19 protein-coding genes and 1 pseudogene are annotated in these 24,221 nt (G+C 44.5%); 10 read left to right on the top strand and 10 right to left on the bottom strand.

Going from position 1 to position 24,221, the window contains the following annotated elements:
* Positions 1–93: 93 nt before the first annotated feature.
* Together AB4493_RS11535 and AB4493_RS11530 are read right to left on the bottom strand one after the other, a co-directional pair.
* Positions 94–1,014: a LysR family transcriptional regulator gene (locus AB4493_RS11535; protein WP_017061780.1), complete on the bottom strand. Its 921-nt coding sequence runs from the start codon at positions 1,012–1,014 to the stop codon at positions 94–96.
* Positions 1,008–1,469: an Lrp/AsnC family transcriptional regulator gene (locus tag AB4493_RS11530; protein ID WP_017061781.1), complete on the bottom strand. Its 462-nt coding sequence runs from the start codon at positions 1,467–1,469 to the stop codon at positions 1,008–1,010. Before AB4493_RS11530 ends, AB4493_RS11535 begins: the two co-directional genes overlap by 7 nt.
* 254 nt (positions 1,470–1,723) lie before the next feature.
* Between AB4493_RS11530 and yjeH the strand changes: the two genes are divergently transcribed.
* Positions 1,724–2,995 carry an L-methionine/branched-chain amino acid transporter gene (gene yjeH, locus AB4493_RS11525; protein ID WP_017066490.1) on the top strand — a complete coding sequence of 424 codons (1,272 nt, stop codon included), beginning with the start codon at positions 1,724–1,726 and terminating at the stop codon, positions 2,993–2,995.
* Between the two features lie 46 nt (positions 2,996–3,041).
* On the opposite strand, the gene AB4493_RS11520 is transcribed toward yjeH, so the two are convergent.
* The gene (locus tag AB4493_RS11520) at positions 3,042–4,499 is read right to left on the bottom strand and encodes a PLP-dependent aminotransferase family protein (RefSeq protein WP_372154993.1); all 1,458 of its coding nucleotides are present in this window, start codon (positions 4,497–4,499) and stop codon (positions 3,042–3,044) included.
* 90 nt (positions 4,500–4,589) lie between these two features.
* Between AB4493_RS11520 and AB4493_RS11515 the strand changes: the two genes are divergently transcribed.
* Both AB4493_RS11515 and AB4493_RS11510 read left to right on the top strand, forming a co-directional pair.
* Positions 4,590–5,249 (top strand): pyridoxamine 5'-phosphate oxidase family protein, encoded by a 660-nt coding sequence (locus AB4493_RS11515; protein WP_372154992.1) that lies wholly within the window; start codon positions 4,590–4,592, stop codon positions 5,247–5,249.
* A gap of 82 nt (positions 5,250–5,331) precedes the next feature.
* The gene (locus AB4493_RS11510; RefSeq protein ID WP_372058065.1) at positions 5,332–6,282 is read left to right on the top strand and encodes an urea transporter; all 951 of its coding nucleotides are present in this window, start codon (positions 5,332–5,334) and stop codon (positions 6,280–6,282) included.
* A 10-nt stretch (positions 6,283–6,292) separates the two neighbouring features.
* Here the strand turns inward: AB4493_RS11510 and AB4493_RS11505 are convergent.
* Positions 6,293–7,123, bottom strand: a pseudogene (locus tag AB4493_RS11505) (helix-turn-helix domain-containing protein); the annotation flags it as partial.
* Here AB4493_RS11505 and AB4493_RS11500 point away from each other — a divergent pair.
* From AB4493_RS11500 to AB4493_RS11480, 5 genes are all read left to right on the top strand, one after another.
* Positions 7,122–8,174 carry an HlyD family secretion protein gene (locus AB4493_RS11500; protein ID WP_372154991.1) on the top strand — a complete coding sequence of 351 codons (1,053 nt, stop codon included), beginning with the start codon at positions 7,122–7,124 and terminating at the stop codon, positions 8,172–8,174. The pseudogene AB4493_RS11505 and the gene AB4493_RS11500 sit on opposite strands and share 2 nt — an antisense overlap.
* 680 nt (positions 8,175–8,854) lie before the next feature.
* On the top strand, positions 8,855–10,093 hold the full coding sequence (codB, locus tag AB4493_RS11495; RefSeq protein WP_032545811.1) for a cytosine permease: 1,239 nt from the start codon (positions 8,855–8,857) through the stop codon (positions 10,091–10,093).
* Between the two features lie 9 nt (positions 10,094–10,102).
* A complete protein-coding gene (locus tag AB4493_RS11490) occupies positions 10,103–11,380 on the top strand; it encodes a cytosine deaminase (protein WP_102332003.1) in 1,278 nt (425 codons plus the stop codon).
* 359 nt (positions 11,381–11,739) lie between these two features.
* Positions 11,740–11,952 (top strand): cold-shock protein, encoded by a 213-nt coding sequence (locus AB4493_RS11485; RefSeq protein WP_004740083.1) that lies wholly within the window; start codon positions 11,740–11,742, stop codon positions 11,950–11,952.
* Between the two features lie 457 nt (positions 11,953–12,409).
* Positions 12,410–13,426 carry a GGDEF domain-containing protein gene (locus AB4493_RS11480; RefSeq protein WP_017060611.1) on the top strand — a complete coding sequence of 339 codons (1,017 nt, stop codon included), beginning with the start codon at positions 12,410–12,412 and terminating at the stop codon, positions 13,424–13,426.
* A gap of 127 nt (positions 13,427–13,553) precedes the next feature.
* Here AB4493_RS11480 and AB4493_RS11475 read toward each other — a convergent pair whose 3' ends face one another.
* Positions 13,554–14,150 (bottom strand): malate synthase, encoded by a 597-nt coding sequence (locus tag AB4493_RS11475; RefSeq protein WP_017060610.1) that lies wholly within the window; start codon positions 14,148–14,150, stop codon positions 13,554–13,556.
* Positions 14,151–14,319: 169 nt separating this feature from the next.
* On the opposite strand from AB4493_RS11475, the gene AB4493_RS11470 reads away from it, so the two are divergent.
* The gene (locus tag AB4493_RS11470) at positions 14,320–15,849 is read left to right on the top strand and encodes a DUF3612 domain-containing protein (RefSeq protein ID WP_081090203.1); all 1,530 of its coding nucleotides are present in this window, start codon (positions 14,320–14,322) and stop codon (positions 15,847–15,849) included.
* 567 nt (positions 15,850–16,416) lie between these two features.
* Here the strand turns inward: AB4493_RS11470 and AB4493_RS11465 are convergent.
* Both AB4493_RS11465 and AB4493_RS11460 read right to left on the bottom strand, forming a co-directional pair.
* Positions 16,417–18,066, bottom strand: a complete 1,650-nt coding sequence (locus AB4493_RS11465; RefSeq protein ID WP_372154990.1) for a DEAD/DEAH box helicase — start codon at positions 18,064–18,066, stop codon at positions 16,417–16,419.
* Positions 18,067–18,229: 163 nt separating this feature from the next.
* A complete protein-coding gene (locus AB4493_RS11460; RefSeq protein ID WP_102398618.1) occupies positions 18,230–19,585 on the bottom strand; it encodes a diguanylate cyclase in 1,356 nt (451 codons plus the stop codon).
* 283 nt (positions 19,586–19,868) lie between these two features.
* Here AB4493_RS11460 and AB4493_RS11455 point away from each other — a divergent pair, with 283 nt between their 5' ends.
* Complete coding sequence (locus AB4493_RS11455; RefSeq protein WP_372132907.1) at positions 19,869–21,011, top strand: DUF3541 domain-containing protein; 1,143 nt, start codon at positions 19,869–19,871, stop codon at positions 21,009–21,011.
* A gap of 144 nt (positions 21,012–21,155) precedes the next feature.
* On the opposite strand, the gene AB4493_RS11450 is transcribed toward AB4493_RS11455, so the two are convergent.
* The 3 genes from AB4493_RS11450 to AB4493_RS11440 all read right to left on the bottom strand — a co-directional run bounded on the left by AB4493_RS11450 (position 21,156) and on the right by AB4493_RS11440 (position 23,618).
* Positions 21,156–21,773, bottom strand: a complete 618-nt coding sequence (locus AB4493_RS11450) for a class I SAM-dependent methyltransferase (RefSeq protein WP_372154989.1) — start codon at positions 21,771–21,773, stop codon at positions 21,156–21,158.
* 45 nt (positions 21,774–21,818) lie between these two features.
* Positions 21,819–22,088 (bottom strand): hypothetical protein, encoded by a 270-nt coding sequence (locus AB4493_RS11445; protein ID WP_017064869.1) that lies wholly within the window; start codon positions 22,086–22,088, stop codon positions 21,819–21,821.
* A gap of 321 nt (positions 22,089–22,409) precedes the next feature.
* Positions 22,410–23,618 carry a NupC/NupG family nucleoside CNT transporter gene (locus tag AB4493_RS11440; RefSeq protein WP_372154988.1) on the bottom strand — a complete coding sequence of 403 codons (1,209 nt, stop codon included), beginning with the start codon at positions 23,616–23,618 and terminating at the stop codon, positions 22,410–22,412.
* Positions 23,619–24,221 lie beyond the last annotated feature (603 nt).

Below are 24,221 nucleotides of genomic sequence, written 5' to 3'. Positions count from 1 at the left end.
GAACGCTCTACGCTTAATACTCAATACTTGGCACTTACCATAATTCGCAGGAGGTATTATTTGAAATCAAAGATTATCATCACACCTATGATTTCAAGTCATACTGATATTGTAACTCGACTTTTGCATGGCTTGGAATGCTTTTTCTCGCGCCCATTTGTGGGCAGAGTCGTTGTCATATTTAGGATGCCACATTAACCAATAGGTATGCATTTCCGTATCAAATGGCAACGAAAAGTAGGTAGTATCGAGGTGTCGACCTAGGTTATAGGCGATATGTTCTGGCACGATCATCAGATAGTCGTCTTGCAATAACACAGTACCAGCAGATGAAAAGAACGGAACCTGTAAAGCCACTCTTCGCTTCAGCCCTTGCTTCTTCAATGCTATGTCCGCGTAACTGTCTTTATCTCCACCACCCGTCACTTTGATGTGAGAGTAGTGAACAATATCTTCTGCACTCAAAACCGCTTGTTGAGCCAACGGGTGCGACTTTCGCATCAAACACACCGACTTATCTTCACCAAGTTTGATACTTGAGACATGTTCTGGCTTTGTGGGAAACATACTGGAAGCCAAATGAATCCCAGACTCGTTCAGTGCTTCAAGGTAGTTTGGCTGCCACAATCGATAAGCCAAATTAATGTTCGGCGCTTCAGCAGACACCTCTGCCACAATCACAGGAAGAATATACTGAGCGACATAATCACTCGAAGACAACACCAATTCACCCTGCCAGTCTTGCGGCTCGAAGGGTTTATCATCTAACAGGTGGTCAAACTCGCCAAGCAGGTCGTCGAGTTTACCTTTGAGTAGCAATGCACGGTTGGTCGGCACCAGTTTGTTGCCGTCACGGACCAGCAAAGGGTCGCCACACAAATCACGTAACTGGCTGAGCTGACGGCTCACCGCGGATTGTGTGATATGCAAACGTTGGGCGGCACGGCTCACATGACACTCTTCAAGAAGTACATGCAGTGAACGCAGTAGGTTTAAGTTGATATTGCCTAACATGAATGCACCGTCGCATTCTGTTTGTTGAAAAACTCGGTCAAAACCGTATGAGTCATTAAGTGGCGAAGATCCGGGTAACTTTGCAGCTGATCGCGAACTCGGTTCAAGCTCTCCATGCTTTCCACTTCCACGTACAACATCATATCTGTCTCACCGCTAATAGAGTGGCACCATTGCACCTCATCAATACTCTGGATTTGTTTCGCGTAAGACTCACAACTATGGTCACTACTCGACATGTCGAACTTCAACAAGATATAAGCGCACACATTCTTCGTTTGGTTGGGTTCTGCCACTTGAGCGCAGTAGCCCGTAATCACTTTGTCGCTTTCCAGTTTCTTGATTCTGGCGTTCACCGCTGAGCGCGAGAGGCTGACATCTCGGGCGATATCGCTCACTGAGCATCGTGCATTGGTTTTGAGAATATCCAAAATCTGGCGATCAAATTTATCCATGCTTCTGATTCTTTTCATTTATTGTTCTATTTATAACGCCTAATTTGACACAACTTTCCTACTTATAACAGCCATTCTGACAGCCGACACTTTCACACTGAATCGGATTAATACCGTTAAAATGACGGTGTCTTACGACGTTTCGCTAGCTGTATTATTGATGTCAACAATGTATGCTCTCAATCATAACTTCTCACACACCAGAAGAAAGTTACTGGAAGACCGTGACCAGAATCAAATAGCTAGGAGAGCGAATGACACAACTCAAACAAGAAATCACGCTTATTTCAGGAATCGGACAACTCTCGACGACCTTGCTAGGCACTGGATTATTTATGATCCCTGCGATCGCAGCAGGCATTGCAGGACAGTTGTCTCTTCTCGCTTGGTTAATCCTGTTTATCGCTATTTGCCCGATTGCACTGACCTTCGCATCATTAGGAAAACGCTACCCGAATGCAGGTGGTACTGCCTATTTTGTGCGCCAGGCGTTTAGCGAGCGATTAGAAACAAGCGTGGCGTGGTTGTTTGTGAGTGTTATTCCTGTCGGTATTCCAGCGGCCATTGCACTGGCTGGTGGTTTTGCTCAACAATTGTTACCCGCACCTCTCGATACACCACTTGGTGCTCAATCCTTTACCGTCGCCCTGCTTATTGCCGTCAATTTGATGGGCAGTAAATCTTCTGGCCGACTGCAAACCGTGATCGCATTGTCGATTTTTGCCTTAGTCAGCGCTTTTGTTTGGAAAGCCGACATCACGGCAACCGATGTTGCTCTTCCTGCCATCTCATCCAATTCAATGTGGTCTATCGGCGCTGCTTTAGCTGTCATGTTTTGGTGCTTTGTCGGAATAGAAGCTTTTGCTCACATGGGAGAGGAATTCAAAAATCCACAACGTGACTTCCCAATCGCCATCATTGCAGGCTGTTTTGTTGCGGGGCTAGTGTACTGGGCTTGTTCAGTAGTGATTCTTAAGCTGGGTGCTTTCGGTTCATCTGAATTCGATGCCGCATCCATCCCTTGGGTAACAGAACAACTGTTTGGTAATGGCTTCAAAACCGTCATCAGCGTGCTGGGGTTCTTTGCTTGCTTTGCCAGCCTAAACCTTTACACACAAAGCCTGTCTCGGATGATCTGGGCTCAGGCCCGCCAACACAGCCCTGCAAGTCGAATGGCTCAACTGAACAGCCGCGGCGTACCGCTCTACCCAACGTTAGCAATTGGCTTTGTCGTGCTTATTTCGTGTGTGATTGGTGAGCTGTCTAATTTAGACCTTGAGTTCTTTCTCAAGCTCGCCAACGGTATTTTTGTTCTGGTTTATCTGCTCGCAATGTTAGCCGCTTGCCGATTACTAACAGGCGCATCTAGATACACTGCCATGCTTTCATTGGTCATCTGTACCTTGGTGTTTATCTGTTTAAGTTGGTCGATGCTCTATGCTGTGACTGTTTTTGTGACATTGTCACTCCCTTGGCGGAAGTGGCTAGGTAAAGGTAAACCCACCGTCTCTATCGACAAGTTGTAACTCGATTCGTGATGAATCAGAAAATGGTAAACAAGCCCTACCAATATTACTGATAAAAAAGCCGAGCGATCTGTTTGATCTTCGGCTTTATGTCAGCCAATCGGATATTTCCAAACCCCAACACCACCCCACTCCAATCACGAGCATCACTTGATCCATATTCATAAAAATCAAACGGACGAATGATGATATTTTCAAGCTCAGCTCTATGACTCCATTCAGTCTCAGATATACCTTGATACCACTTCACGGTCACATGTAGCCCTGCTGCCTGACTGATCACTTCAAGATCACCGTTAAACTCGCTTTCAATCGCTTCTATCATGGCTTCATACTTGAGTTTGTATGACCGACGCATCTTTCTAATATGACGCAGCAAGTCGCCTTCTCGAACAAAATCCGCCAAAGCTTCCTGTGTGTGGGACGCCGTGTCTCCAGTAAGCGCGTCTTTGATCTCAAGACACTTCGCCACCAGACTTTCTGGTACCACTAAGTACCCTAATCGAAGGCCATTGAACATAACCTTACTCAGAGAGCCGACATAGATGATGCGATCATCGAACCCCAACTTTCCCGCCAACCCTTGCATGCAGGTATAAGGGCGATGAGCAAACTGGAACTCACTGTCATAGTCATCTTCAATGATCCATGACTGATGTTGATTGGCCCAATCGATCAGTTTAAGGCGCTGCTCAGTATTTAAAGTCGTGCCCATTGGGTATTGGTTACTCGGTGTGACATACAGAGCCTTAGCATTACTGGCCAACACTTTCTCAATATCCAACCCCACCTTTTCACGCACACTTACACCTTCTAACTCTAGTCTCAACAGATCGATAATTTTATGTACTTGTCGATAACCGGGTTCCTCCACGAGGATTTTGTCGCCCATCGCTAACGTTGCCATTAATCCGATTGAGATGGCTTGCTGCGCACCTGCGGTGATGATGATTCTGTCGGCATTACAATGAACGGAACGACTGCTTGCAAGATACCCACTCAACGCTTCCCTCAAGGCTGAGCTTCCCTGAACCTCTTGATTGCCCGCAATGTTCTGACGTGTAGAGTGACGTTGCAGCAACCTCTGCCATTTCGCAAAAGGGAACGCATCTAAGTCAGGAACTCCTGGGGCAAAGCTGCGGTTATTGTCGTTAGGTGTCGCTATGTTTGTACTCGGTTTACTGACTGTTTGTTTGACCTTCGGATCCTGAACACTGTTTGGCTTAGACAAACTTAGAAAGTGTTCTGGTTGTTCAACCGAGACATAAAACCCTGAGCCTTGCTTACTCTCGATATAGCCTTCAGTAACCAGTTGTTCGTACGCATAAATCACCGTATTTCGACTCACCGATAACTCGACAGCCAACTTACGTGTTGAAGGTAACTTACTGCCCTTGCTCCATAAATCTTGAACGATCTTCTCTCTTATCGCGTGGAACAAGGCGGTTTGACGCGTGCCGTGTTGTTCGTCTAACTGTAGATCACCGACATCGATAGGCTGCATAACTGGATCCAAATAGTGTTTAAAAGTGGCTCTATTTAATAGACCAGTTAATCGCTACATTAATTAAAAGGCAATGATTAAGGAGCGATTATGTTATCTAACACGAAAAGAACCACGATTAAAAAAGGGGCTCACAAAGCCGTATTTGAACAAGAGAAACTGCACCAAATTATTGATGAGAGCTTAATCGCACACATTGCATTGCAGGGCGAACAAGGACCAATGGTCATCCCGATGCTCGCGTGGCGAGTGGGTGATATAGTCTACATTCATGGAGCTAAAAACAGTCGCCTACTAAAAGGACTAAAAAAGGGAGAACCAACCTGTTTAACGTTCACCTTGTTCGATGGTTGGGTGCTGGCTCGTTCGGCATTTCATCATAGTGCGCATTATCGTTCTGCTGTGGTATTGGGGTCATTTTCAGTCATCGATGACAATCAAGAAAAGGGTCGCTTGTTGAATATCTTTATTGAGCAAATCGCACCGGGCAGAACCGATGAAGTGAGGCTCAGTAATGAAAAAGAACTCACTGCGACCGAGTTGTTGGCGATACCTTTAACAGAAGCTTCCGTGAAGATTGGTAAACATGGAGTGAATGATGATAAAGCCGATATGGACATTCCAGTTTGGGCTGGCGTATTACCCTATAGAACTGTTGTTGGGCCGTTAGAAACCGTTCCAGAACAAGAAGGCATCATTGAAACACCAGATTACCAACAAGCTTATGGTGAACGCTGGTATCAGAATTAACACTCGAAGATGGTGAACTTGATAAAATTGTATACAATCTGAATTACAAAAATTTAACATGACTCAATAATGTAATCAGACGATGAAAACGAACAAGGATATTCTGCCGTTTCAAGGCTTGCTCAATGGCATTGGGCAAGTCTATTTCACACCGTCTATCATGACGTCGACTTTGCTGTTGCTTGCCATTTCTATTGAGTCACTGGCGCTGGCTTTTCTTACCTTACTTGGCGCCAGTTGCAGCTATGCATTAGCTTTCTATGGCTATATGTACACCAACACCAACACCAACACCAACACCAACACCAACACCAACAAGTCAGTTGACGACATTGATAGTGGAATGTACGCGCTAAATGGCGCTTTGATTGGTTTATTTATCGGTAACTTTTTTGGTGTGACACCATTATTGGCTTTAGTGACTGCGTTAGGTGCATTACTCACGGTGCCGATTGCCCACATCGTATTCAGTTTTGAGAAATATCGCGGTTACACTAGCGCCTTTATCCTCACCACTTGGCTGATTTATATTATCCAATCAACCTTTGAGCTGTCAGCGTTTTCTGCACCTGATTCCGCACTGATGCCACTCATCAGTATTGAGGCTAACTCGTGGTTCAACCTGCCGACAGTGGTGATCCCGTTGTTAAAAGGGATAAGCCAAGTCAGCTTCATCGAAAATGCGTTGTCGGGGCTCGTTATCTTAGTCGCCATCGCACTCAACAATATCAAGCATGCCATTTGGGTTATGCTCGCAGTAATAATTAGCACCGTATTTAGCGGGTTGATTGGCGCTTCTAACGAACTGGTAGCCCAAGGTCTTTACGGGTACAACGCCATTCTTGCCACTTTAGCACTTGTGCCCTATCCGCGAATCCGTTGGCCGTTAATCCTATTAGGCATGCTGTTAAGCTGTCTCATCACACTTGGTTTTCATGAACTGTCACTGTTACCACTCACCGCCCCTTTCATTTTGAGTACTTGGGGGATGGTTTACTTGTCCAGCCTGATCCATAAACGAACCATAAGTTAGCTCTGAATAGTTAAAGGCCAGTTTTTAGGCGCTCAACATATTGCTTGGGTGTCAAACCTCGATGTTTCTTAAACATCCGATTAAAGCTCGCGACATTGGTATAGCCGAGCCTCGTCGCGACTTTATCTATTGGCACTGAATACATCAACAACTCCACCGCCACATTACTTAACGCATAGCCCATAATGGTAGAAAAGTTGATGCCTAAGTTATGCAATCGACGTTGAAATTGCTGTTCAGATAACCCAAGCAAACTCGACACTTTATGCAGTGTTGGCAGGCCGAAATGGCGACTGTAATTGATCATCTCATAGGTCACCTTATGCTCATCCGCGGCATCAGGCATGTTGAGGTAATTATCTAAGTCATGAAAGTTCATTGCCAAGCTCATCTTGCCGCTAGAAGGGGCTTGATTGCTCGATAACCTCGACTGGCTTGGTATCCAGATTTCAGTTCGTGGCTGGCCCCACTGAATATTGCACCCAAAATACTCTTGATAGAGTTGAGTGTTCTCGCGATAACCTGCGATAGAGACGGCTGCGGGAGTAAAGTCGTCTCCCAAGTAACGCCTTAATATCTTCATCATAAAGATGGCAACTCGAATTGAGTCATGAACTTTACCCACCTCAGTATAAGCAGGATTGTCGTAGCACCATTTGATGAAATTACCGACTTGAGCGCCATATAGAAAAGCCCCGGACTGCAAACAGTGCAACCCGATGTTAACTCGGCGTATAGACGACGCCAGATCGTGCCCCGAGAAAAACCAGTTAGAGAGAGGACCTAGCCTTTCAATATCCACTCTATCAGCCAGCTTCAAGATAATATCGGGAGGCTCAGTGGTTCAGTCTCCACATATTCAGCTGCGTCCCGATTCAACTAATGTGTCGGGAAAAACTTCCAAAGTCCACATCGACCCAAACCAGGATGTGACTGAAGGACAGCTAATTTACGAAATTGATGACACTAAATATGTCATCGCAAGAGACAAAGCCAGCGTTCAACCTGAATCTGCAGAGGTCGCTTTAGACACAGCTCGTCAAGAAGTGAGCATTGCAAAAGTCAGCTATCAATCGGCGCTTGAAGACATCAAAGCTTCAGTCGCACAAATAGATTCGGCTAAAACAGACTTAGTACTGCAGTCAAAGACGCTTGATCGTTACCAGAAGCAAAACAAAGTGGTAGAACATACGATCACTGAAACTGACATCGACCAACAAACAGCAAAGGTAGACTTAGCGACGTATAACGTTACGACATTGGAATCTCAGCTTAGCAAGAAAGAAGTCGATGCCGAGAATGCGAAGTTGAACATCCACAAAGCTGAAACCAATGTGAGCAAGAAGCAAACTGAGGTCGATTCAGCAAAGGCAACACTGACACAAGCACAATGGGACTTGAACAGCACCAAAGTCACGGCACCGACTGACGGCTTTGTAACGAACTTTATTCTTCGTGAAGGTCAGCGCGTTTCAATGATGCCTCGTATCCAGATGTATACCGAAGAGAAGTACGTGCTGATGCGAGTTAACCACCAAGCGATTCGTAATATTAAGGTCGGTCAACCTGCGGAATTTGCGACAGCGGTATACCCAGGAAAAGTGTTCTCTGCAACCGTAGAAGGCATTGTAGAAGCCACTGGTGAAGCGCAAGCAAGTTTGCTGGGTATCGATGAGCAGGTTCGTGTTACCACAGGCAAAAACCTTCAGAACAAGCACCACTTTGTTCGTTTAAAAATTGATGAGGCAGAGGGTTACGATATTCCTGTTGGCTCTGTCGGATTAGCGTGGGTAAGCGGTGAGAAGCCTATCAGCTTTATGGCGTTCCTAGACGTAATACGCGGGATCATCATTAGAATGAAGTCTCAACTGTACTTCTTCTACTCCATCTAATACTTCCTATTGGTGAAACAATACCCAAGCCCGTGCGCTCTTAGATCGCACGGGCTTTTTGTTTATTTCACCATTCGTCGCCAGAAAGAACACAAACCCGAAAAACGAATAAACACTCTAAAGTTGCAAATCGCAATTGCATTTTGCAATTGGGTATTTCAAAAACGCAAATTAAACGCTCAAATACGCACCAGATTGCTATAAAACTGCCGTTTTACGTGGTTTTAAAAGTTGGCACACTAACTGCAATGTATATATTGACCCTTCTTAAGCCGAGGGTCACCTAGCCAACTGACGTTGTTAGTGAACCTATTCTTGTTCACAAAATATATAGGCCAATTGCGATTATTGCGATTGGCTATTTTTTTGCCTGCAGTTTGGCCAACCGCCCTCTTTTTCGATACAGACACCCATTCAGACGTATAATAATAAGCATTCATAGCCAACCAAGAACAGCAGATAACCAACGCATTATAGAAAACGTTTTCTATTTGTTTTTTTTAAATAAAGACAGAAAATAACCCTATGTTTTACAAGATAATTACTGCAATAACTGGTTTTTATGGGCAATTATTGACAAAATTAGCATTGACTATGTGATTTATATCACCATAATGCGCAAGTTTGCCTGCAATACGGCGACCGTTAATTTTAATTTTGATCATTTGCGGAGGTAAAAAATGGCTGCTGATAATAACTACAGTCTAGGGCCGGTTCCTACATCGGCTAGGAAAGGAGTCGCTTCACTCACCATGGTAATGCTTGGACTCACTTTCTTCTCTGCAAGTATGTGGACAGGTGGTTCACTCGGGACAGGTCTTTCATTCAACGATTTCTTCCTCGCCGTTCTCATCGGTAACCTAATCCTCGGTATTTACACTTCTTTTCTTGGCTACATCGGCTCATCTACTGGCCTCTCTACCCACCTCCTTGCTCGTTTCTCTTTCGGTACTAAAGGCTCATGGCTTCCTTCTGCTTTACTTGGTGGTACACAAGTCGGTTGGTTTGGTGTGGGTGTTGCGATGTTTGCTATTCCAGTACAAAAAGCAACGGGCATTGATACCAACACCTTGATTATCGTATCTGGCTTATTGATGACGGGTACAGTGTACTTCGGCATTCAAGCGCTAATGGTGCTTTCAGCGATTGCAGTGCCTGCGATTGCGATTCTGGGTGGTTACTCAGTACTGACTGCGGTAGACAGTGTTGGTGGACTAGAGCAATTGCAACTTATTAAACCAGAGACGCCAATGGACTTTTCAATGGCTCTTGCAATGGTTGTAGGTTCGTTCGTAAGTGCGGGTACGTTAACGGCCGATTTCGTTCGCTTTGGTAAAAAGCCAGCAAGCGCAGTATTAATTACTATGGTTGCGTTCTTCATCGGTAACTCGCTGATGTTTATCTTCGGCGCAGCAGGAGCAGCAGCAACCGGTCAGGCTGATATTTCAGATGTGATGATCGCGCAAGGTCTGCTGCTTCCAGCCATCATCGTGCTTGGCTTGAATATCTGGACAACCAATGAAAATGCACTTTATGCATCCGGTTTGGGTTTATCTAACATCACTGGTCGCTCAAGTACTACAATGTCAATCATTAACGGCATTATCGGTACGATTTTCGCACTTTGGTTATACAACAACTTCGTTGGTTGGTTAACCTTCCTTTCGCTGGCGATTCCACCAATTGGTGGCGTAATCATCGCCGACTTCTTCGCGAACCGTAAACGTTACAAAGATTTTGCAAATGCAGAGTTCCAAACCGTTAACTGGGCTGGCATTATCGCGGTAGCAACAGGCGTAGCCGCTGGTCACTTCCTACCTGGCGTTGTTCCTTTGAACGCAGTGTTAGGTGGTGCAATCAGTTACCTCGTGCTTAATCCTCTATTGAACAAAAAAGCTCTGAAATCTCAGGCCGCTTAAGGACACACTATGACAACCTTATTAATCAAGAACGCGAAACTTCAAGACCAAGAAGGCTTGAAACAGATTCTGATTGAAAATGGTCAATTTTCTCGCATTCTCGATAATGGCGCGCAAATCAATCATCAAGGCGACATCCTTGATGCTGAAGGTGGCATTGCAGTTACTCCTTTCTGTGAACCGCACATCCACCTAGATACTACTCAAACTGCTGGTGAGCCTAACTGGAACATCTCTGGCACTTTGTTTGAAGGTATTGAGCGTTGGGCTGAGCGCAAAGAACTGCTATCAATCGAAGACGTAAAGTCTCGTGCCAAGCAAACACTGAAATGGCAGATAGCTAACGGTGTTCAACACGTTCGTACACACGTTGATGTGTCTGACCCAACACTCGTTGCGTTAAGAGCGATGGTTGAAGTTCGTGAAGAGATGAAAGAGTGGGTCGACATCCAGATCGTTGCATTCCCTCAAGAAGGTATTCTTTCATACCCTAACGGCAAAGAGTTGCTTGAAGAAGCAGTGAAGATCGGCGCTGACGTTATCGGTGCTATCCCTCACTTCGAATTCACTCGTGAATACGGGGTTGAATCTTTGCATTATGTGTTCGAGCTTGCACGCAAGTACGACTGTCTGATCGACGTTCACTGTGATGAAATCGACGACGAACAGTCTCGCTTTGTGGAAACATTAGCAGCCCTTGCTCATAAGTTTGAAATGGGCGAGAAAGTAACTGCTAGCCACACCACTGCAATGGGTTCGTACAACAGTGCTTACACATCTCGCCTGTTCCGTCTATTGAAGATGTCAGGTATCAACTTCGTGGCAAACCCGCTAGTGAACATTCACTTACAGGGCCGTTTCGACGATTACCCGAAACGCCGCGGTGTAACGCGCGTTAAAGAGATGCTAGCAGCAGACATCAACGTTTGTTTTGGCCACGATGATGTGTTTGACCCATGGTACCCACTGGGCACAGCGAACATGCTTCAAGTTCTGCACATGGGACTGCATGTAACACAGGTTATGGGCTACGACCAAATCAACAACTCACTTGATTTGATCAGCAAGAACTCTGCTCGCACATTGAACATTCAAGACAACTTCGGTATCGAAGAAGGTAAGCCAGGTAGCTTGCTGATTCTTCCTGCTGACAATGGCTTTGATGCAGTACGCCGCCAAGTACCAGTGCAGTACTCAATACGCCACGGTAAGGTGATTGCAGAGACTCAACCAGCGAAAACAAAAATAAATTTAGATCAAACTGAAGATATCAACTTTAAGCGTTAATATCGTCTATACTAATGATCAAAAGGAAGCTGAGATGCTTCCTTTTGTTGTGTTGGACGAAGCGACAAAACTATCACTAAATCAGTGTAAATCTTGTACATTCGCACGGTATGACAAAAAAAAGCACAAATTTCTTAAGCAATGCGTGTACATCTCAAAAGACTGTGTTAACATGCTCTCGCTCTGTTAGCCGGAGTTATTTAAGTTAGATGAATAGTAAAAAATTGACATGTAAAATCGTTACCCGTTTTTGTAAGTAGTTTTTCCTTATTTCTTAGCAATATTAAATAATTCAATTATCAGCGCATTGCATTAAATGCAATCAACAACTTAGAAAATTTATGAATAAGGGACAAATTATGTCTAACACAAATACTGGCACTGTAAAATGGTTTAACGAAGAGAAAGGTTTCGGTTTCATTTCTCAAGACAACGGCGGCGCTGACGTATTCGTACACTTCCGTGCAATCGTTTCTGAAGGCTTCAAAACTCTGAAAGAAGGCCAAAAGGTTTCTTTCGAAGTTGAAAATGGTCAAAAAGGCCTACAAGCAGCAAACGTTGTTGCTCAATAATTAGCTCTTATAGCTAAAAAGAATTTTAAAGCGCTGATTTTTATCGGCGCTTTTTTATGCCTGCTTATAAACATTTCCCCTCTCGATACAGGCTTTCCCCCGTAAACTCTGAACAAATGCAAATCACCAGCCAAGCGTCCTCAACCTAGACTTTCTCAATTAAAGCTCAACGATCAATTTACGTCACTTTTTGTATGCACTTCCCTAGACAACACTTAATTCTCAGTAATCTTTTGATACTAACTCACGCTACGCCGAAAGTTTGATAAGCCCAAATATGGTTAAAGAACAATCCATTAGATTACGCTTATGAATACGCAATCGATATTCATAATAAAAATGAGTTATTTATCCAACCCTCATCCACTAATCATATAATTTTTAAAGCAAAGACCTTCGAAATCCGCTAACCTTGTTCGCAAGTGGCTTAGTTGTTTTGGTATCTGCAGTAAAAATAATGAACAAAGACGAATTTCAGAAATCCACCGCAAATCTAAAAAAAGCGGTGCCTCTTATGATGAAGAACAGGGTGTCAACGACACCTGCAAATTACGCACTTTGGTACACCTATGTCGATAACGCTATTCCCCAGCTGACTCAAGACATGGATGGTGTTTTAGAACACTACGGTATTTGTCCTCCTGCCGTTGGTGAGCAGCTATACAACAATTATGTTGCCAGCAAATCCGAAACCAATATCAATGACCTTCGCGCTAATTTGGAACTGTTAGTTTCTGAAGTTTCCAATTCAATGAATGACACCCTGACCGACACCTCCGCTTTTTCTGACATGATCGATAAAAGCTTCGAGGACTTGGCTCGTGTTGATAATGAAAGCCTATCTATTGATGAAGTCATGTCCTTAGTTCGACAGCTGGTGTCTGAATCCCGTCATATTCGTCACTCTACTCAGTTTTTAAACTCTCAGCTAAACTCTGCAACCTCAGAGATCACCAAGCTAAAAACCCAGTTAGTAGAAGTTCAGAAAGATGCGCTTTTCGATAGTACAACCACACTCTATAACCGTCGCTCTTTCGACCGTGACATAGAAACCCTGTGTGAAGCACAACAATCTTTGTGTCTGATTCTTCTCGATATCGACCACTTTAAAAATTTCAACGACACCTATGGCCACTTGTTTGGCGATATGGTGCTTAAAGCGATCGCTCGCAAGCTGAAGTTAAGTTGCCGTGAAGGTATTTCTGCCTATCGATTTGGTGGTGAAGAGTTCGCGCTGATTGTGCCTAACAAGTCTTTGCGTATTGCTCGTCAACTCGCTGATACCAATCGTCGCTCTCTAGAAAAGCTGTCGATTAAAGATCGCCGCAGTGGTCAACAAGTCGGCAGTATCACTGCATCGTTTGGTGTCGCTGAACTTGAACCCGGCGAATCAGCTCAATCGCTGATTGAACGTGCTGATAAGCTACTTTATGAAGCGAAATCACTTGGCCGTAACCGAGTCATGCCTTTGTAAAACACACCAACAATGCTCTTATCGACATATTAGTCGGCTCGTATTGAGACTAGAAAGCCCCAAAGACATTATCTTCGGGGCTTTTTCTTTAGTTGTATAAATTACTTTAGCTAACTAGGATTCACCGTTAGATCTGGAAGCAATAATTCAAGCAGTAGTCTTCACCACTCTTTGCTCTGAACTCTTTATCTTCACTGCATGCCTTTGGTTTACCCTTTGCGTCACCTTGAATCAAACTGATCCAGTGGCGCATCGCTGCAATGGTCTCTTCACGCATTGTGGTTGTTGCTTCCATTGGTGATTGGCCAAACGTGGTGCATGACTCCAACTGAATATCATCAATTTCTACTAGCTCAATACAACCTGTCCCTTTGTGGCAACCAAACATCACCTCTAGGTGGCTGCCACTGCCATCTCGAAACAAGATAGAGTCTGGGTCGTTCTTCTCACCCATGTACGCTACAAACTGCTTAGGGTGCTTCAGACCGCTGTGCTGACCGTCTTTAAAGTAAGCCATAATATGGCGGTAATCGACTACGTAGCTAGTTACGTCTTGATGTGAGCCATTCTCTAGTGGGAATAGTCGATCAAGCAGCTGCTTTGCTTTCACTTGCTTTTCAGTTTGCTGATTAGCATTGATTGTCTCCACGGCAAAGACAGCTTCAGCGATAAATGGCTTTGATTGTTTTTGGATTTCTGTTTTATCGAATGTAAGCATATTCATAGTCTTTCCCTCTTGACCAGTCCGGTGATAACCACCGATTTCTACAGCAAAAATGTGTCCTAGAGCAATTATTCCAAACTAACGTTTAATTTATTTGTCATTTTGTGAATTGCTTAGTTTGTAGATTAGCGCTTTTTTACATACAATTTCACAACAAAAATTTTACAATGTGAATTTTACAAATATGGCCTTGTCAAAAAGTTTAGTTCGTCAGTCACATTTCCTAGGTACGAAAATACGTAACCTAAGAAAACGTAACCATTTAACGATGGAAGACCTGTCTGCGCGTTGTATTAGAATCGACCCAGAATGTGCTCCTTCCGTTTCTTACCTTTCAATGATTGAACGTGGAAAGCGGGTTCCGAGCATCGATATGCTGGAAGTGATTGCACAGGTCTTTCAGAAGAATCCGACGTGGTTCCTCGACGACGAATCTGAACAACAAGCCATTGCTCCTGATAAGGGGAATCGTGGTGGGATAAGTGGCATGGCGCTCGAGCCGAGCTTCCTATTCTCAAACGACATCCTGCAAATTGCGATTCCTGAGATGCTGTCACAAACGGGCATTTCAGGCCGCCAGTTTGCGCACCTCTTGATTCGAGCACACCAAGAGAGCAACCAGAACCACTTCCCTGACCTTGAGCGCGCTGCGGAAGAGGTAGGCTTAAAACGTCTTAACCTCAGCGTAGAAGACCTGATAGACATCGCTAGAAGCCTAGGAATCAACATCCGCTGGGTGACGCGCACGCCGCAAGACGTAGTCGATGAGCTCGGAATTAACGCTAAGCAGTTAGTGACCTCCTTCTTTGAGCCTCCCGGTACTATCTTCTTAAACGAGATTCTTAAAGAGTATCCAACTCGTCTGAAATACGACCTTTCGGTTTATATCGGTCATTGCATTCTGCACAGCAAAGAAGGCCTAAAGAGTGTGTTGTCGGTCGGTAACAACAACACGTGGGACGACAACCAGGTATCAGGCTCTTCACAGCTCAACTCCCAAGATATTCTTCAAGCATGGCGAGACTTTGAATCCAGCTTCTTTGCTGGCGCACTTCTGTGCCCGAAAGTACCGTTTAGGCAGCTACTTGACCGCACTGGTTACGAAATCGACGTTCACAAAAGAGCAGGGGTTTCCCCCTCTGTTGCGATGCGTCGAATGACTGTAGTATCGCCCTACCCTCACTGGCACTACTTTGATGCTTATGGGCCGGGGAAACTCAAGGCGGTATATCGCGGGAACGGGATTCCGCTACCTTGGGGAAATATGAGAACGGTCGCTGACCCATGTCAACATTGGGCTGTGTTCCGTCGATTATCAGAACCTCGAGCGGGAAGCTCGGCTCAAATCTCCATTTTGAACGTGGGTGATGAGCCAAGAATCTACTGCTGTGAATCCATCAATATGACGGATCCTGCGGGTAACAATCGTGTGTTGTGTGCTGGTATAGATCTCAACCCTGCAATTGATGCTCAAGGCGGTAATTCAAGAGACATAGCAGAGCAGCTTAAAGCGTCATGCGTTAACAATGGTGGCTCTGTGGCAATTCCGCGTAACATCAAAAAAGATCTCACGACAATAGCCAAGATTCTAAATATAAATTGGATTGAACGTGGGATTGAGACAGAGGCGAGGCTTATCTGCTCCAGAGGTGGAGAATGCCCACGCCAACCAAGCTGTTACTCGAAGTGTGGTGAGTAAAAAAGTAATAACAAAAAATAGAACCTAAAATTCAGGCAAAAAAAAACCAATCACAATAAGGGTGATTGGTCATATATTTTGTGTGAACAAGAAAGGTTCACTAACAACGTCAGTTGGCTAGGTGACCCTCGGCTTAAGAAGGGTCACCATTACTAATGCAGCATGCGTGCCAACTTTTAAAACACGTATTTACTACGCATCTGGACACGTATTGGCCGGATATCCTTGTTTGTTTTGCAAACTGGAATTGCAAATTGCAAAATTCAACAAAAACGCTAGTGATTATGTTATTATTAATGAATAATTAAAGATTCATTACCCTTCCCAAAAATGTCATATTTCCCTTAGATTCAATCACTTTAAACAGCAATAAACCTCCCCTAGCTTACTCAAGCTATACGGTTACTCAACATAAACAACACCCTAAACAACGCCCATAAAAAAACGCGAACATTGAGATTCAATATTCGCGCTTATTCGATTTCTATGACAGAAAGAACTTAACCCACGAGACGCCTTTTTATAAAGCGACTCATGTTCGTTGCTCTTTCAATATCTCAGAAAAGATTACTTCTGAGGAGCTGGCTTAGAACGGCTTCGAGACGGTTTGTTTGTCGAAGGTTTGTTGCTTGTCGGCTTATTTGACGACTTGCTTGGGCCGTAGCTGCCGCCGTAACCAGACTTCTTAGGTTTGCCTGCAGGTTTACCCGCGTTGTTTGGCTTACCAGTACCGTTAGATTTACCCGCACCGCTTGGTTTGCTCAGAGTGTTCTGAGCACCTGCGTTATTTGCAGCAGGTTTATTGCCCGCACTACCGCGTTTAAAGTTGCTGCCGTTGTTTCTTACTGATTTATCTTCAGCTGTCGCGGCTGAGTTGTTTTCAGCCGGCTTCTTTCCAGACGTTGGCTTACGTTTTGGCGCTGAGCCATTGCCAGCTACATGACGCTTGTTCTTACCTGCTGGCTTGTGCCCGCGAGCGTTATCACCAGAACGTTGACCATCGGCATGCTCACGTGGCTGTTTTGCTTTCTTCGGCTTCTTAGGCTTGATTGGACGTGAATCCAAGCGAGACTCAGGCAACTTGTTTACTGGAGAGAAACCTTCCAGTTCACGACGCTCTAGCACTTGTTGAATCAGGCGTTCAATACCGAACAATTCACCCACTTCATCCGCACAAACCAATGAAATCGCTTTACCTACTTCACCAGCACGGCCAGTACGACCGATACGGTGTACATAGTCTTCTGATACATGAGGAAGATCAAAGTTAACTACTTGAGGCAGTTGCGGGATATCGATACCACGAGCAGCAATATCAGTTGCAACAAGTACTCGTACCTTACCTGTTTTGAAGTTCTCTAAGGCTTTAGTACGTGCACCTTGGCTCTTGTTACCATGAATAGGTGCAGCAGTGATGTCTTGCTCTTCAAGGAAGCGAGCAAGCTTGTTCGCACCGTGTTTCGTCTTGCTGAACACCAACACTTGTCGCCAATCGTTATCTTTGATTAGCTTCGCTAGCATTGCGCTCTTTTTCTTTTTGTCTACTGGGTAGATGCTTTGCTCAACCGTTTTTGCCGTCGAGTTTGCAGGGCTTACTGAAATCTCAACAGGATTGTTCACTAAGCCTTTCGCTAAACTGCGGATATCATCAGAGAACGTCGCTGAGAACAGTAGGTTCTGACGCTTCTTAGGCAAGAAAGCTAAGATCTTACGAATATCGCGGATGAAACCCATGTCTAGCATGCGGTCCGCTTCATCTAGCACTAGGATTTCTAGTTGGTCAAAACGCACTGCATTTTGGTTGTATAGGTCAAGTAGACGACCAGGTGTTGCCACCAACACGTCACTACCTTTACGCAGTTTTTGCATCTGAGGGTTAATCTTCACACCACCAAACACTACCGTCGAAGTCAGCGGTAAGTTAATACCGTACTTCACTACGCTGCCATTCACTTGCGCAGCAAGCTCACGAGTTGGCGTTAGCACGAGCGCACGAACTTGGTTCTGACGTACGCGAGTACCTTTCGATAACATTTCAAGAATAGGTAGCGTGAAGCCTGCAGTTTTACCTGTACCTGTTTGAGCAGCGGCCATAACATCTTTGCCCGTTAGGACAGCTGGCACGGCTTTCTCTTGTATTGGTGATGGCTTATCGTAACCTTGTGCTTCAATAGCTTTAAGGATCGGTTCAGAAAGGCCAAGGGAGGTAAAACTCATAGATTATTTTCTCAGTTGAATAACATTTAGTATGAGCAACACGTTAAAAAGTGCGTTGCTTCAGCTTTTGCTCATCAAATACATTGATACGGAGCAAAGCGCGGTATTCTGAGGCTTTTCCCCCCATTCAGCAACTAAATTCTAATCGCAGCTAAAATTCAACCTAGATAACTTGTCGCTTCTGTTCGTACATTTTTTCATCAGCGGCTTTCAAGAGCGCATCGACATCATTGTAGTTACTATTGTGAATAACCCAACCCACACTGATTCTGAGATAAATAGAGTGCGCTTCGTACACAACTGGCGCCGAGCATATCGCCTTTCGTAGTTTAGTCACGATTGAAGATACGTGTTGATCATCGATGATGCGCGGCAACAAGACCAAGAACTCATCACCGCCTATCCTTGCAACGATATCTGAAACACGCAGCTCACTTCTTATGCGGTTAGCACACTCAATCAATACCTGATCGCCTGCCGCGTGACCATAAGTGTCGTTGATTGCTTTAAACCCATCGAGGTCGATATTTACAACGGCAAAGGTTCTCGCTCTCTGTTTTTGAGTGGTTTTGAAGGCCTGTTTGAGGCTATACATGAAGTATCGACGATTCGGTAACATCGTTAGCTCATCATGCATAGAGCGGCTATCTGCAATCCGGTACAGACGATAAATAGTAAAGAAGGCAAACGCCAACACTAATATAATGGAGTAGCCTACCAGCCTTACCGCTTGGATTCGATACCAAGGCTCATCCATCAATACATGTTCGTTACCGGAGAGAGCAAGGTACCAACCCCCGTATGGGAAACTCACCTGTTCAGTGGCGAACGCATTATCGAACACATCCTGAGTGCCATAAAAGACAGCGCCATCTTTCCCTGAACTGTTTGCACCACGAATTGCTAATTCATACTTGTTCTCTATCTTGCCGATTCCAACATCTTCAAACAGCTCATCTAAACCGATAACAGCACTGGAGACACCCCAGTAATCTTGATTGAAAGGCGGGTCTCGGAAGATCGGAGTGCGTGCAATGAGGGCTTGTCCACCTTGAAACAGCTCAAAAGGACCGGCAATAAAGGTGTTGCCAAGATTACGGGCTATCTCAACAGACTCCCATTGATTTGGGTGATCACGATAATTAATACCGAGAATCTGCTCATTACCTTCCATCGGGTAAACAAAGTTTAGAATGTCGTCTTTGGCGAGTCCGATAAGTCGAATATGGAAGCCATCTTGAATGATATTCTCAGCAATCTTATCCCAATTTTTCACCTCACCATCGGGGTTGATGGTCACTAAGGTCGAGAAATTATTGAGGATATACATATCTGACACGATCGCGGCTTCAATCCGAGAACGAATAATGGATAGTTGCTTTTTTGCCTCTGAATACGATTCGTTTTTAAGAAAAGTTAATTGCTTGGCATGAAAGAACTCAATTGCGCTTACTATCGCAAGGAAAAAAAGAAAAGATACTACTCTGGCAGACCACTGCTTGCTAGAACCACTTGGCATTTACGAACCTCTAACACTATTGTTCTATATACTGCCTTATAACGGCTCATTTCTGGCTTATTGCCCCAGTATGCCGCTAAGTCATTAAAAATCCATACTGACGTCGACTATCTATCAAATATTGAGTGATCCATCACTTCAAACTTCTTTACTAAACGAATGGTTTAATCAAAAAGGGTTAGTGAACCTTATAAAGCTTACATTGTATTGACTCAACGCTTACATTGAAGGATTCATCAATGTTATTTTACATAGACTAATAATCAGCTTGGTACCTCACGACATGAAGTTAAAAACTATCACACTGTGTACATTGCTATCAGCCTCGGTTGCCGTTCACGCACAAGAAAACGTTCAAGCGCCAACCGCAGTGAACGTTCAATCCCAAGCAGATTCGCTCAATTCTCAAGAACAATCTTTCAAGCAATCTGCAGACCTAATTCGCACCACCTACGAAAGCCAGCTTTACACCCTGCCTGCATTCAAAGAAGGTCACTACGGGCTGCGCATGTATCGTCAAACATTAGACGATAAGTATTCAGCGGCGGTGTGGAGCGACATGGCTCGAGTGGCAAGCAAGCTCAGCACCCTGTCGAATGACGTTCAAACCATGGAACAAATCGTACTCTACTCAGAGAAGCGAGTTGCATCTTATATTGGTGATAACGATGAGCGCAGTATTCGACGCTACAACATCACCAAGCACATGCCTGAATACCTTTACCTTGGTGTTGACCTTCTAGGCTCTATGGCTCGTGCTAACGAATACGGTTTAGAACACAAGAACGATGCCAAGCTACGCGAAATCATTCGTCGCTATGACTTCTCACGATACGTGACCAATGAAGACATGGTGAAAGCGTGGGCCGCTCAATTAGCGAATCAGGTTTACTGGTTGCGCCAACTGGGTGAGCAGGATATCGTTGATGAGTTTGTCGATACCTTCAAAAAAGCGTATCCAGACGATAAAGACAAAAAACTCTCAAGCCAGCAATTCGGCAATAAGATCTATGGTATGACACACGTCATCTTCGGCGACTCAGAATATTACCAACATCAAGTAAGCGAACAAGACCATCAATGGATCTACGATTACTTTAGAGAAAACATCGATACGATTCTGCTGCGTGCGAAAGAAGATGTAATTGCTGAGGTTGGATTAACCTTCTTATTGGCAGGTTTAGAAGATGACCCAGTTCTAGAGAAAACTCGACTCGCGATTCAAGCTTCAATCGATGAGAAACAAGGCATGATCCCTTCAATTACTGGCGATTTTGACCTTGAGTACGGTGAACACCGCAACGTATTAGCAATCATGCTACTCGATTGGCAGCAAGTGAATGAAGCGCCGACTTATGAAGGCAACCCTAAGGTGTTTACTAACATCCCTTACGGACTCATTAAAAACCAACCACCGAAGAACTAGCAACATACCTAGCCTAGGTTCATCATAGAACCCAAAAAGCCTCATACCTTTCAAGGCTGCGGCTTTTTGCTGTTTACTACGTCAGTACTCGTATCAAAAGTTGTTAATATCAAAACCTGCGTAAAGATAAAAACAAAGACGACATCAAGCTCCTGACACGGCTTTGTTCATCACTATCGTAAAATCCCCTTCTGCGTAGCCCTCCGTTAAAGAGACATCATCGCAGAGCGTTTTACAGAAACCATAGACACCTTGAGGGTGATAACTCATCAAGGTATTACGCGAAGGATACTGGCTTGAGTTGAGAAGATTAAAAATCACCGTCTGATTCGCCAGTTCATACATGCGAGTAATCATGTTTGTCAGATAATCAGAATCACGAGAGATGTAGTTCAGTGAACCACTAGCGATGACAATGTCGTGCGCCTCAAGGTTCATTTTGCTCATATCACCCGCCAAAAACTGACAACGATCTTCTGTGTAGTTTTGCTTCGCCTTCTTAAGAAAGCCTGCGTGTTGGTCAACGCCGGTATAAGATTGAATACGATAGATGCTGTCGAGCAGTTCAAACAGCTCGCCATAGCCGCAACCCAAATCTAAAACACTCTTCTTTTCGAAGTCCGCCGCACGAGCGATTACTTCAAAGCGACACAATTGACTCTCTTCGCTAGTCCAACCTAAAGCTTTAGCCTTGTCGCCATTCGAGCGGTTAGTTTGTTTCCGATGATAGCGATACACCTTCCAACGATCGAGCCAGTGCATTCAAATCAGCCCTACTTCAATGAACATCAGCACACCTTGATAAGATTAAGCTTTAGAACTTGAAGAAAAGAGCCCACCGATTTTATAACCGATCGCATAGCAAACCACGGCGACAGTAACAAACACCAATGCCGAGAAGAAATACGCTACAGACGCTGCGACACCAGCCCCCCACACCACGCTGAACACCAAACCGAGATAAGCCTCTTTTGGCCACTGGTAGATAGGAAACTGAGCGCCGCCAGCAATTAGGTAAACCATCGCAAACAAGCCAATGAAGGTAACAATAAGACCGATGAGAACGCGAATGTTCATGGAGAGACCCTTGATTAATTTAGCTTGGTTGCCATTGTTCCTAATCGAAAGCGGATATGCTTAGTCGGAACCGAATGTTCTCAATCGAAATCGAATGTTCTTAATCGAAGCCGAATGTTATTAATCGCAACCTGATGATATTCAAGTATATCGGATAAAAGGAACTGGCTCTATTACTCTTCCGAGTGAGCTTTTACTCACGATAGACAAATCACAGTCGACGGCCAAAACCTGATTTCGCCTGATTAACAGGCACAAAAAAGCGGACACCCTCCTTACGTTAACTCCGTAAGTAAAGTGTCCGCTTTAACTGAATATAGCTTAAAGCAGGATGAAAATACCCGCTAAGCATGCACTCATTAGGTTTGTTAGCGTACCAGCAGCTACAGCTTTCAAACCTAAGTTTGCAACTTCAGCACGGCGCTCTGGTGCCATAACACCGATTGAACCTAACTGAATCGCGATAGAACCAATGTTAGCAAAGCCACATAGAGCAAAAGTCACGATCACTTGGCTGTGTTCAGATAACAGAGCTTTGTTCTCAACGAAGTCGATGAAAGCAACAAACTCGTTCATAACGATCTTCTGACCGATGTAAGAACCCGCCATCAATACTTCGTCACTTGGGATACCGATCAGCCATGCAAGAGGCGAGAACAGGTAACCAAAGATAGCTTGTAGCGTAATACCCGCAAAACCGAACGTTTCACCTAGGCTTTCTAGGCCAGTGTTGACCATCGCAATCACACTCACGAATGCAACCAACATAGTACCAACCGCTACCGCAACCTTCATACCGTTCATCGCGCCGCTTGCCAATGCATCAATCACGTTGCTTTGGTCAGCTTTATCTAGTTCGATATGGTCGTAATCACTTGGTGTGCTGCGCTCAGGAACAATGATCTTCGCCATTAACAGACTGCCCGGAGCCGCCATAAAGCTTGCAGCGATAAGGTATTTAAGCTCAACACCAAGGCCAGCATAACCACCAAGTACACTACCCGCTACCGACGCCATACCACCTGCCATTACAGCAAACAGTTCCGAACGAGTCATAGACTTTAAAAAGGGACGAATAAGAAGAGGAGACTCACCCTGAGAAAGGAAGATATTACCTGTAGCAACCAGAGATTCAGCTTTACTTGTACCCAGCAGTTTTTGCACCGCTCCGCCCAAGATTTGAATCACTTTCTGCATAACGCCTAAATAATAGAGCGCAGAGATCAAAGCACTGAAGAAGATAATGATTGGAAGTACGCGAATCGCGAAAATGAAACCTTCAGTAGCCAGATCACCAAATAGGAAAGCGATACCAACGTCTGCAAAACCAAGCAAACTCGAAACGCCATTGCTTAGGCTTGTTAACGCCAGTTGTCCCCAAGGGAAATACAATACTAAGGCTGCAAAACCGATTTGAAGTAATAGTGCACGAGAGACCGTTTTCCAGTTAATTGAAGAACGACTTTCAGATAACAGGTACGCGCAAGCAATCAGTGCAAGAACACCGACAAAACCAAATAGAATATTCATAATGTGTCCTAGTAATCCTTAAAGAGTGAACATGAGCCAAGCAAATGACATCAAAGGAACAGGACAAAGAACCGCAAGCAAAACGCTACGCGATGAAGGAGCTAACAGGGTTAGCGAATGTAACAACGAGTTGTTCATGTAAAAAATCACCTTATACAAGCAGTGGAACGTAGCTGGTCCGGTCCGTGGGGTCATTCACATATCCATGTGACGGCTTGTATTGGCTAAGCACCGGCTTAAAACCGGAAGAGAAGTATAAACAGTTAAGTGAGACTTTCATCACATTTTTTAACGCAAACGATCGCGCGATCAAGGATTAAGCAAAATGTATTGTTTGTCGTCGTTTTCGAGCTTCAAAACTGTAAACAATCTGTAGGGAGTTGAATTTGTAATGTTAAGTCTTTAAGTGTGTGAGCGTAATCACTCGGTTAATTCTGTGTGATTCTTACTACTTTTCTGGGCTTTGTTTCCTAATTGGATCTCAGATAGAAACGGCCAGTATGGGTGATTATTAGGCTATTTCTATCGTTTTAGGCATACCTAACCCTGTGAGCTTATTCAACGCTTTAATCATGGCGTAGGTTTCACCAACCTGAGCATTAT

This window comes from Vibrio sp. 10N.222.55.A1 (assembly GCF_041473835.1).
Classification (GTDB): Bacteria; Pseudomonadota; Gammaproteobacteria; order Enterobacterales; family Vibrionaceae; genus Vibrio; species Vibrio crassostreae_C.
The sequence above is the reverse complement of the archived record's forward strand: the minus strand, read 5'-3'. Positions and strand labels throughout refer to the sequence as shown.

Bases quoted from the DNA above. Each gene is read 5' to 3' on its own strand.
- AB4493_RS11535 (WP_017061780.1), bottom strand. From the start codon at position 1,014: ATGTTAGGCAATATCAACTTAAACCTACTGCGTTCACTGCATGTACTT.
- AB4493_RS11530 (WP_017061781.1), bottom strand. From the start codon at position 1,469: ATGGATAAATTTGATCGCCAGATTTTGGATATTCTCAAAACCAATGCA.
- yjeH (WP_017066490.1), top strand. From the start codon at position 1,724: ATGACACAACTCAAACAAGAAATCACGCTTATTTCAGGAATCGGACAA.
- AB4493_RS11520 (WP_372154993.1), bottom strand. From the start codon at position 4,499: ATGCAGCCTATCGATGTCGGTGATCTACAGTTAGACGAACAACACGGC.
- AB4493_RS11515 (WP_372154992.1), top strand. From the start codon at position 4,590: ATGTTATCTAACACGAAAAGAACCACGATTAAAAAAGGGGCTCACAAA.
- AB4493_RS11510 (WP_372058065.1), top strand. From the start codon at position 5,332: ATGAAAACGAACAAGGATATTCTGCCGTTTCAAGGCTTGCTCAATGGC.
- codB (WP_032545811.1), top strand. From the start codon at position 8,855: ATGGCTGCTGATAATAACTACAGTCTAGGGCCGGTTCCTACATCGGCT.
- AB4493_RS11490 (WP_102332003.1), top strand. From the start codon at position 10,103: ATGACAACCTTATTAATCAAGAACGCGAAACTTCAAGACCAAGAAGGC.
- AB4493_RS11485 (WP_004740083.1), top strand. From the start codon at position 11,740: ATGTCTAACACAAATACTGGCACTGTAAAATGGTTTAACGAAGAGAAA.
- AB4493_RS11480 (WP_017060611.1), top strand. From the start codon at position 12,410: ATGAACAAAGACGAATTTCAGAAATCCACCGCAAATCTAAAAAAAGCG.
- AB4493_RS11475 (WP_017060610.1), bottom strand. From the start codon at position 14,150: ATGAATATGCTTACATTCGATAAAACAGAAATCCAAAAACAATCAAAG.
- AB4493_RS11465 (WP_372154990.1), bottom strand. From the start codon at position 18,066: ATGAGTTTTACCTCCCTTGGCCTTTCTGAACCGATCCTTAAAGCTATT.
- AB4493_RS11460 (WP_102398618.1), bottom strand. From the start codon at position 19,585: ATGCCAAGTGGTTCTAGCAAGCAGTGGTCTGCCAGAGTAGTATCTTTT.
- AB4493_RS11455 (WP_372132907.1), top strand. From the start codon at position 19,869: ATGAAGTTAAAAACTATCACACTGTGTACATTGCTATCAGCCTCGGTT.
- AB4493_RS11450 (WP_372154989.1), bottom strand. From the start codon at position 21,773: ATGCACTGGCTCGATCGTTGGAAGGTGTATCGCTATCATCGGAAACAA.
- AB4493_RS11445 (WP_017064869.1), bottom strand. From the start codon at position 22,088: ATGAACATTCGCGTTCTCATCGGTCTTATTGTTACCTTCATTGGCTTG.
- AB4493_RS11440 (WP_372154988.1), bottom strand. From the start codon at position 23,618: ATGAATATTCTATTTGGTTTTGTCGGTGTTCTTGCACTGATTGCTTGC.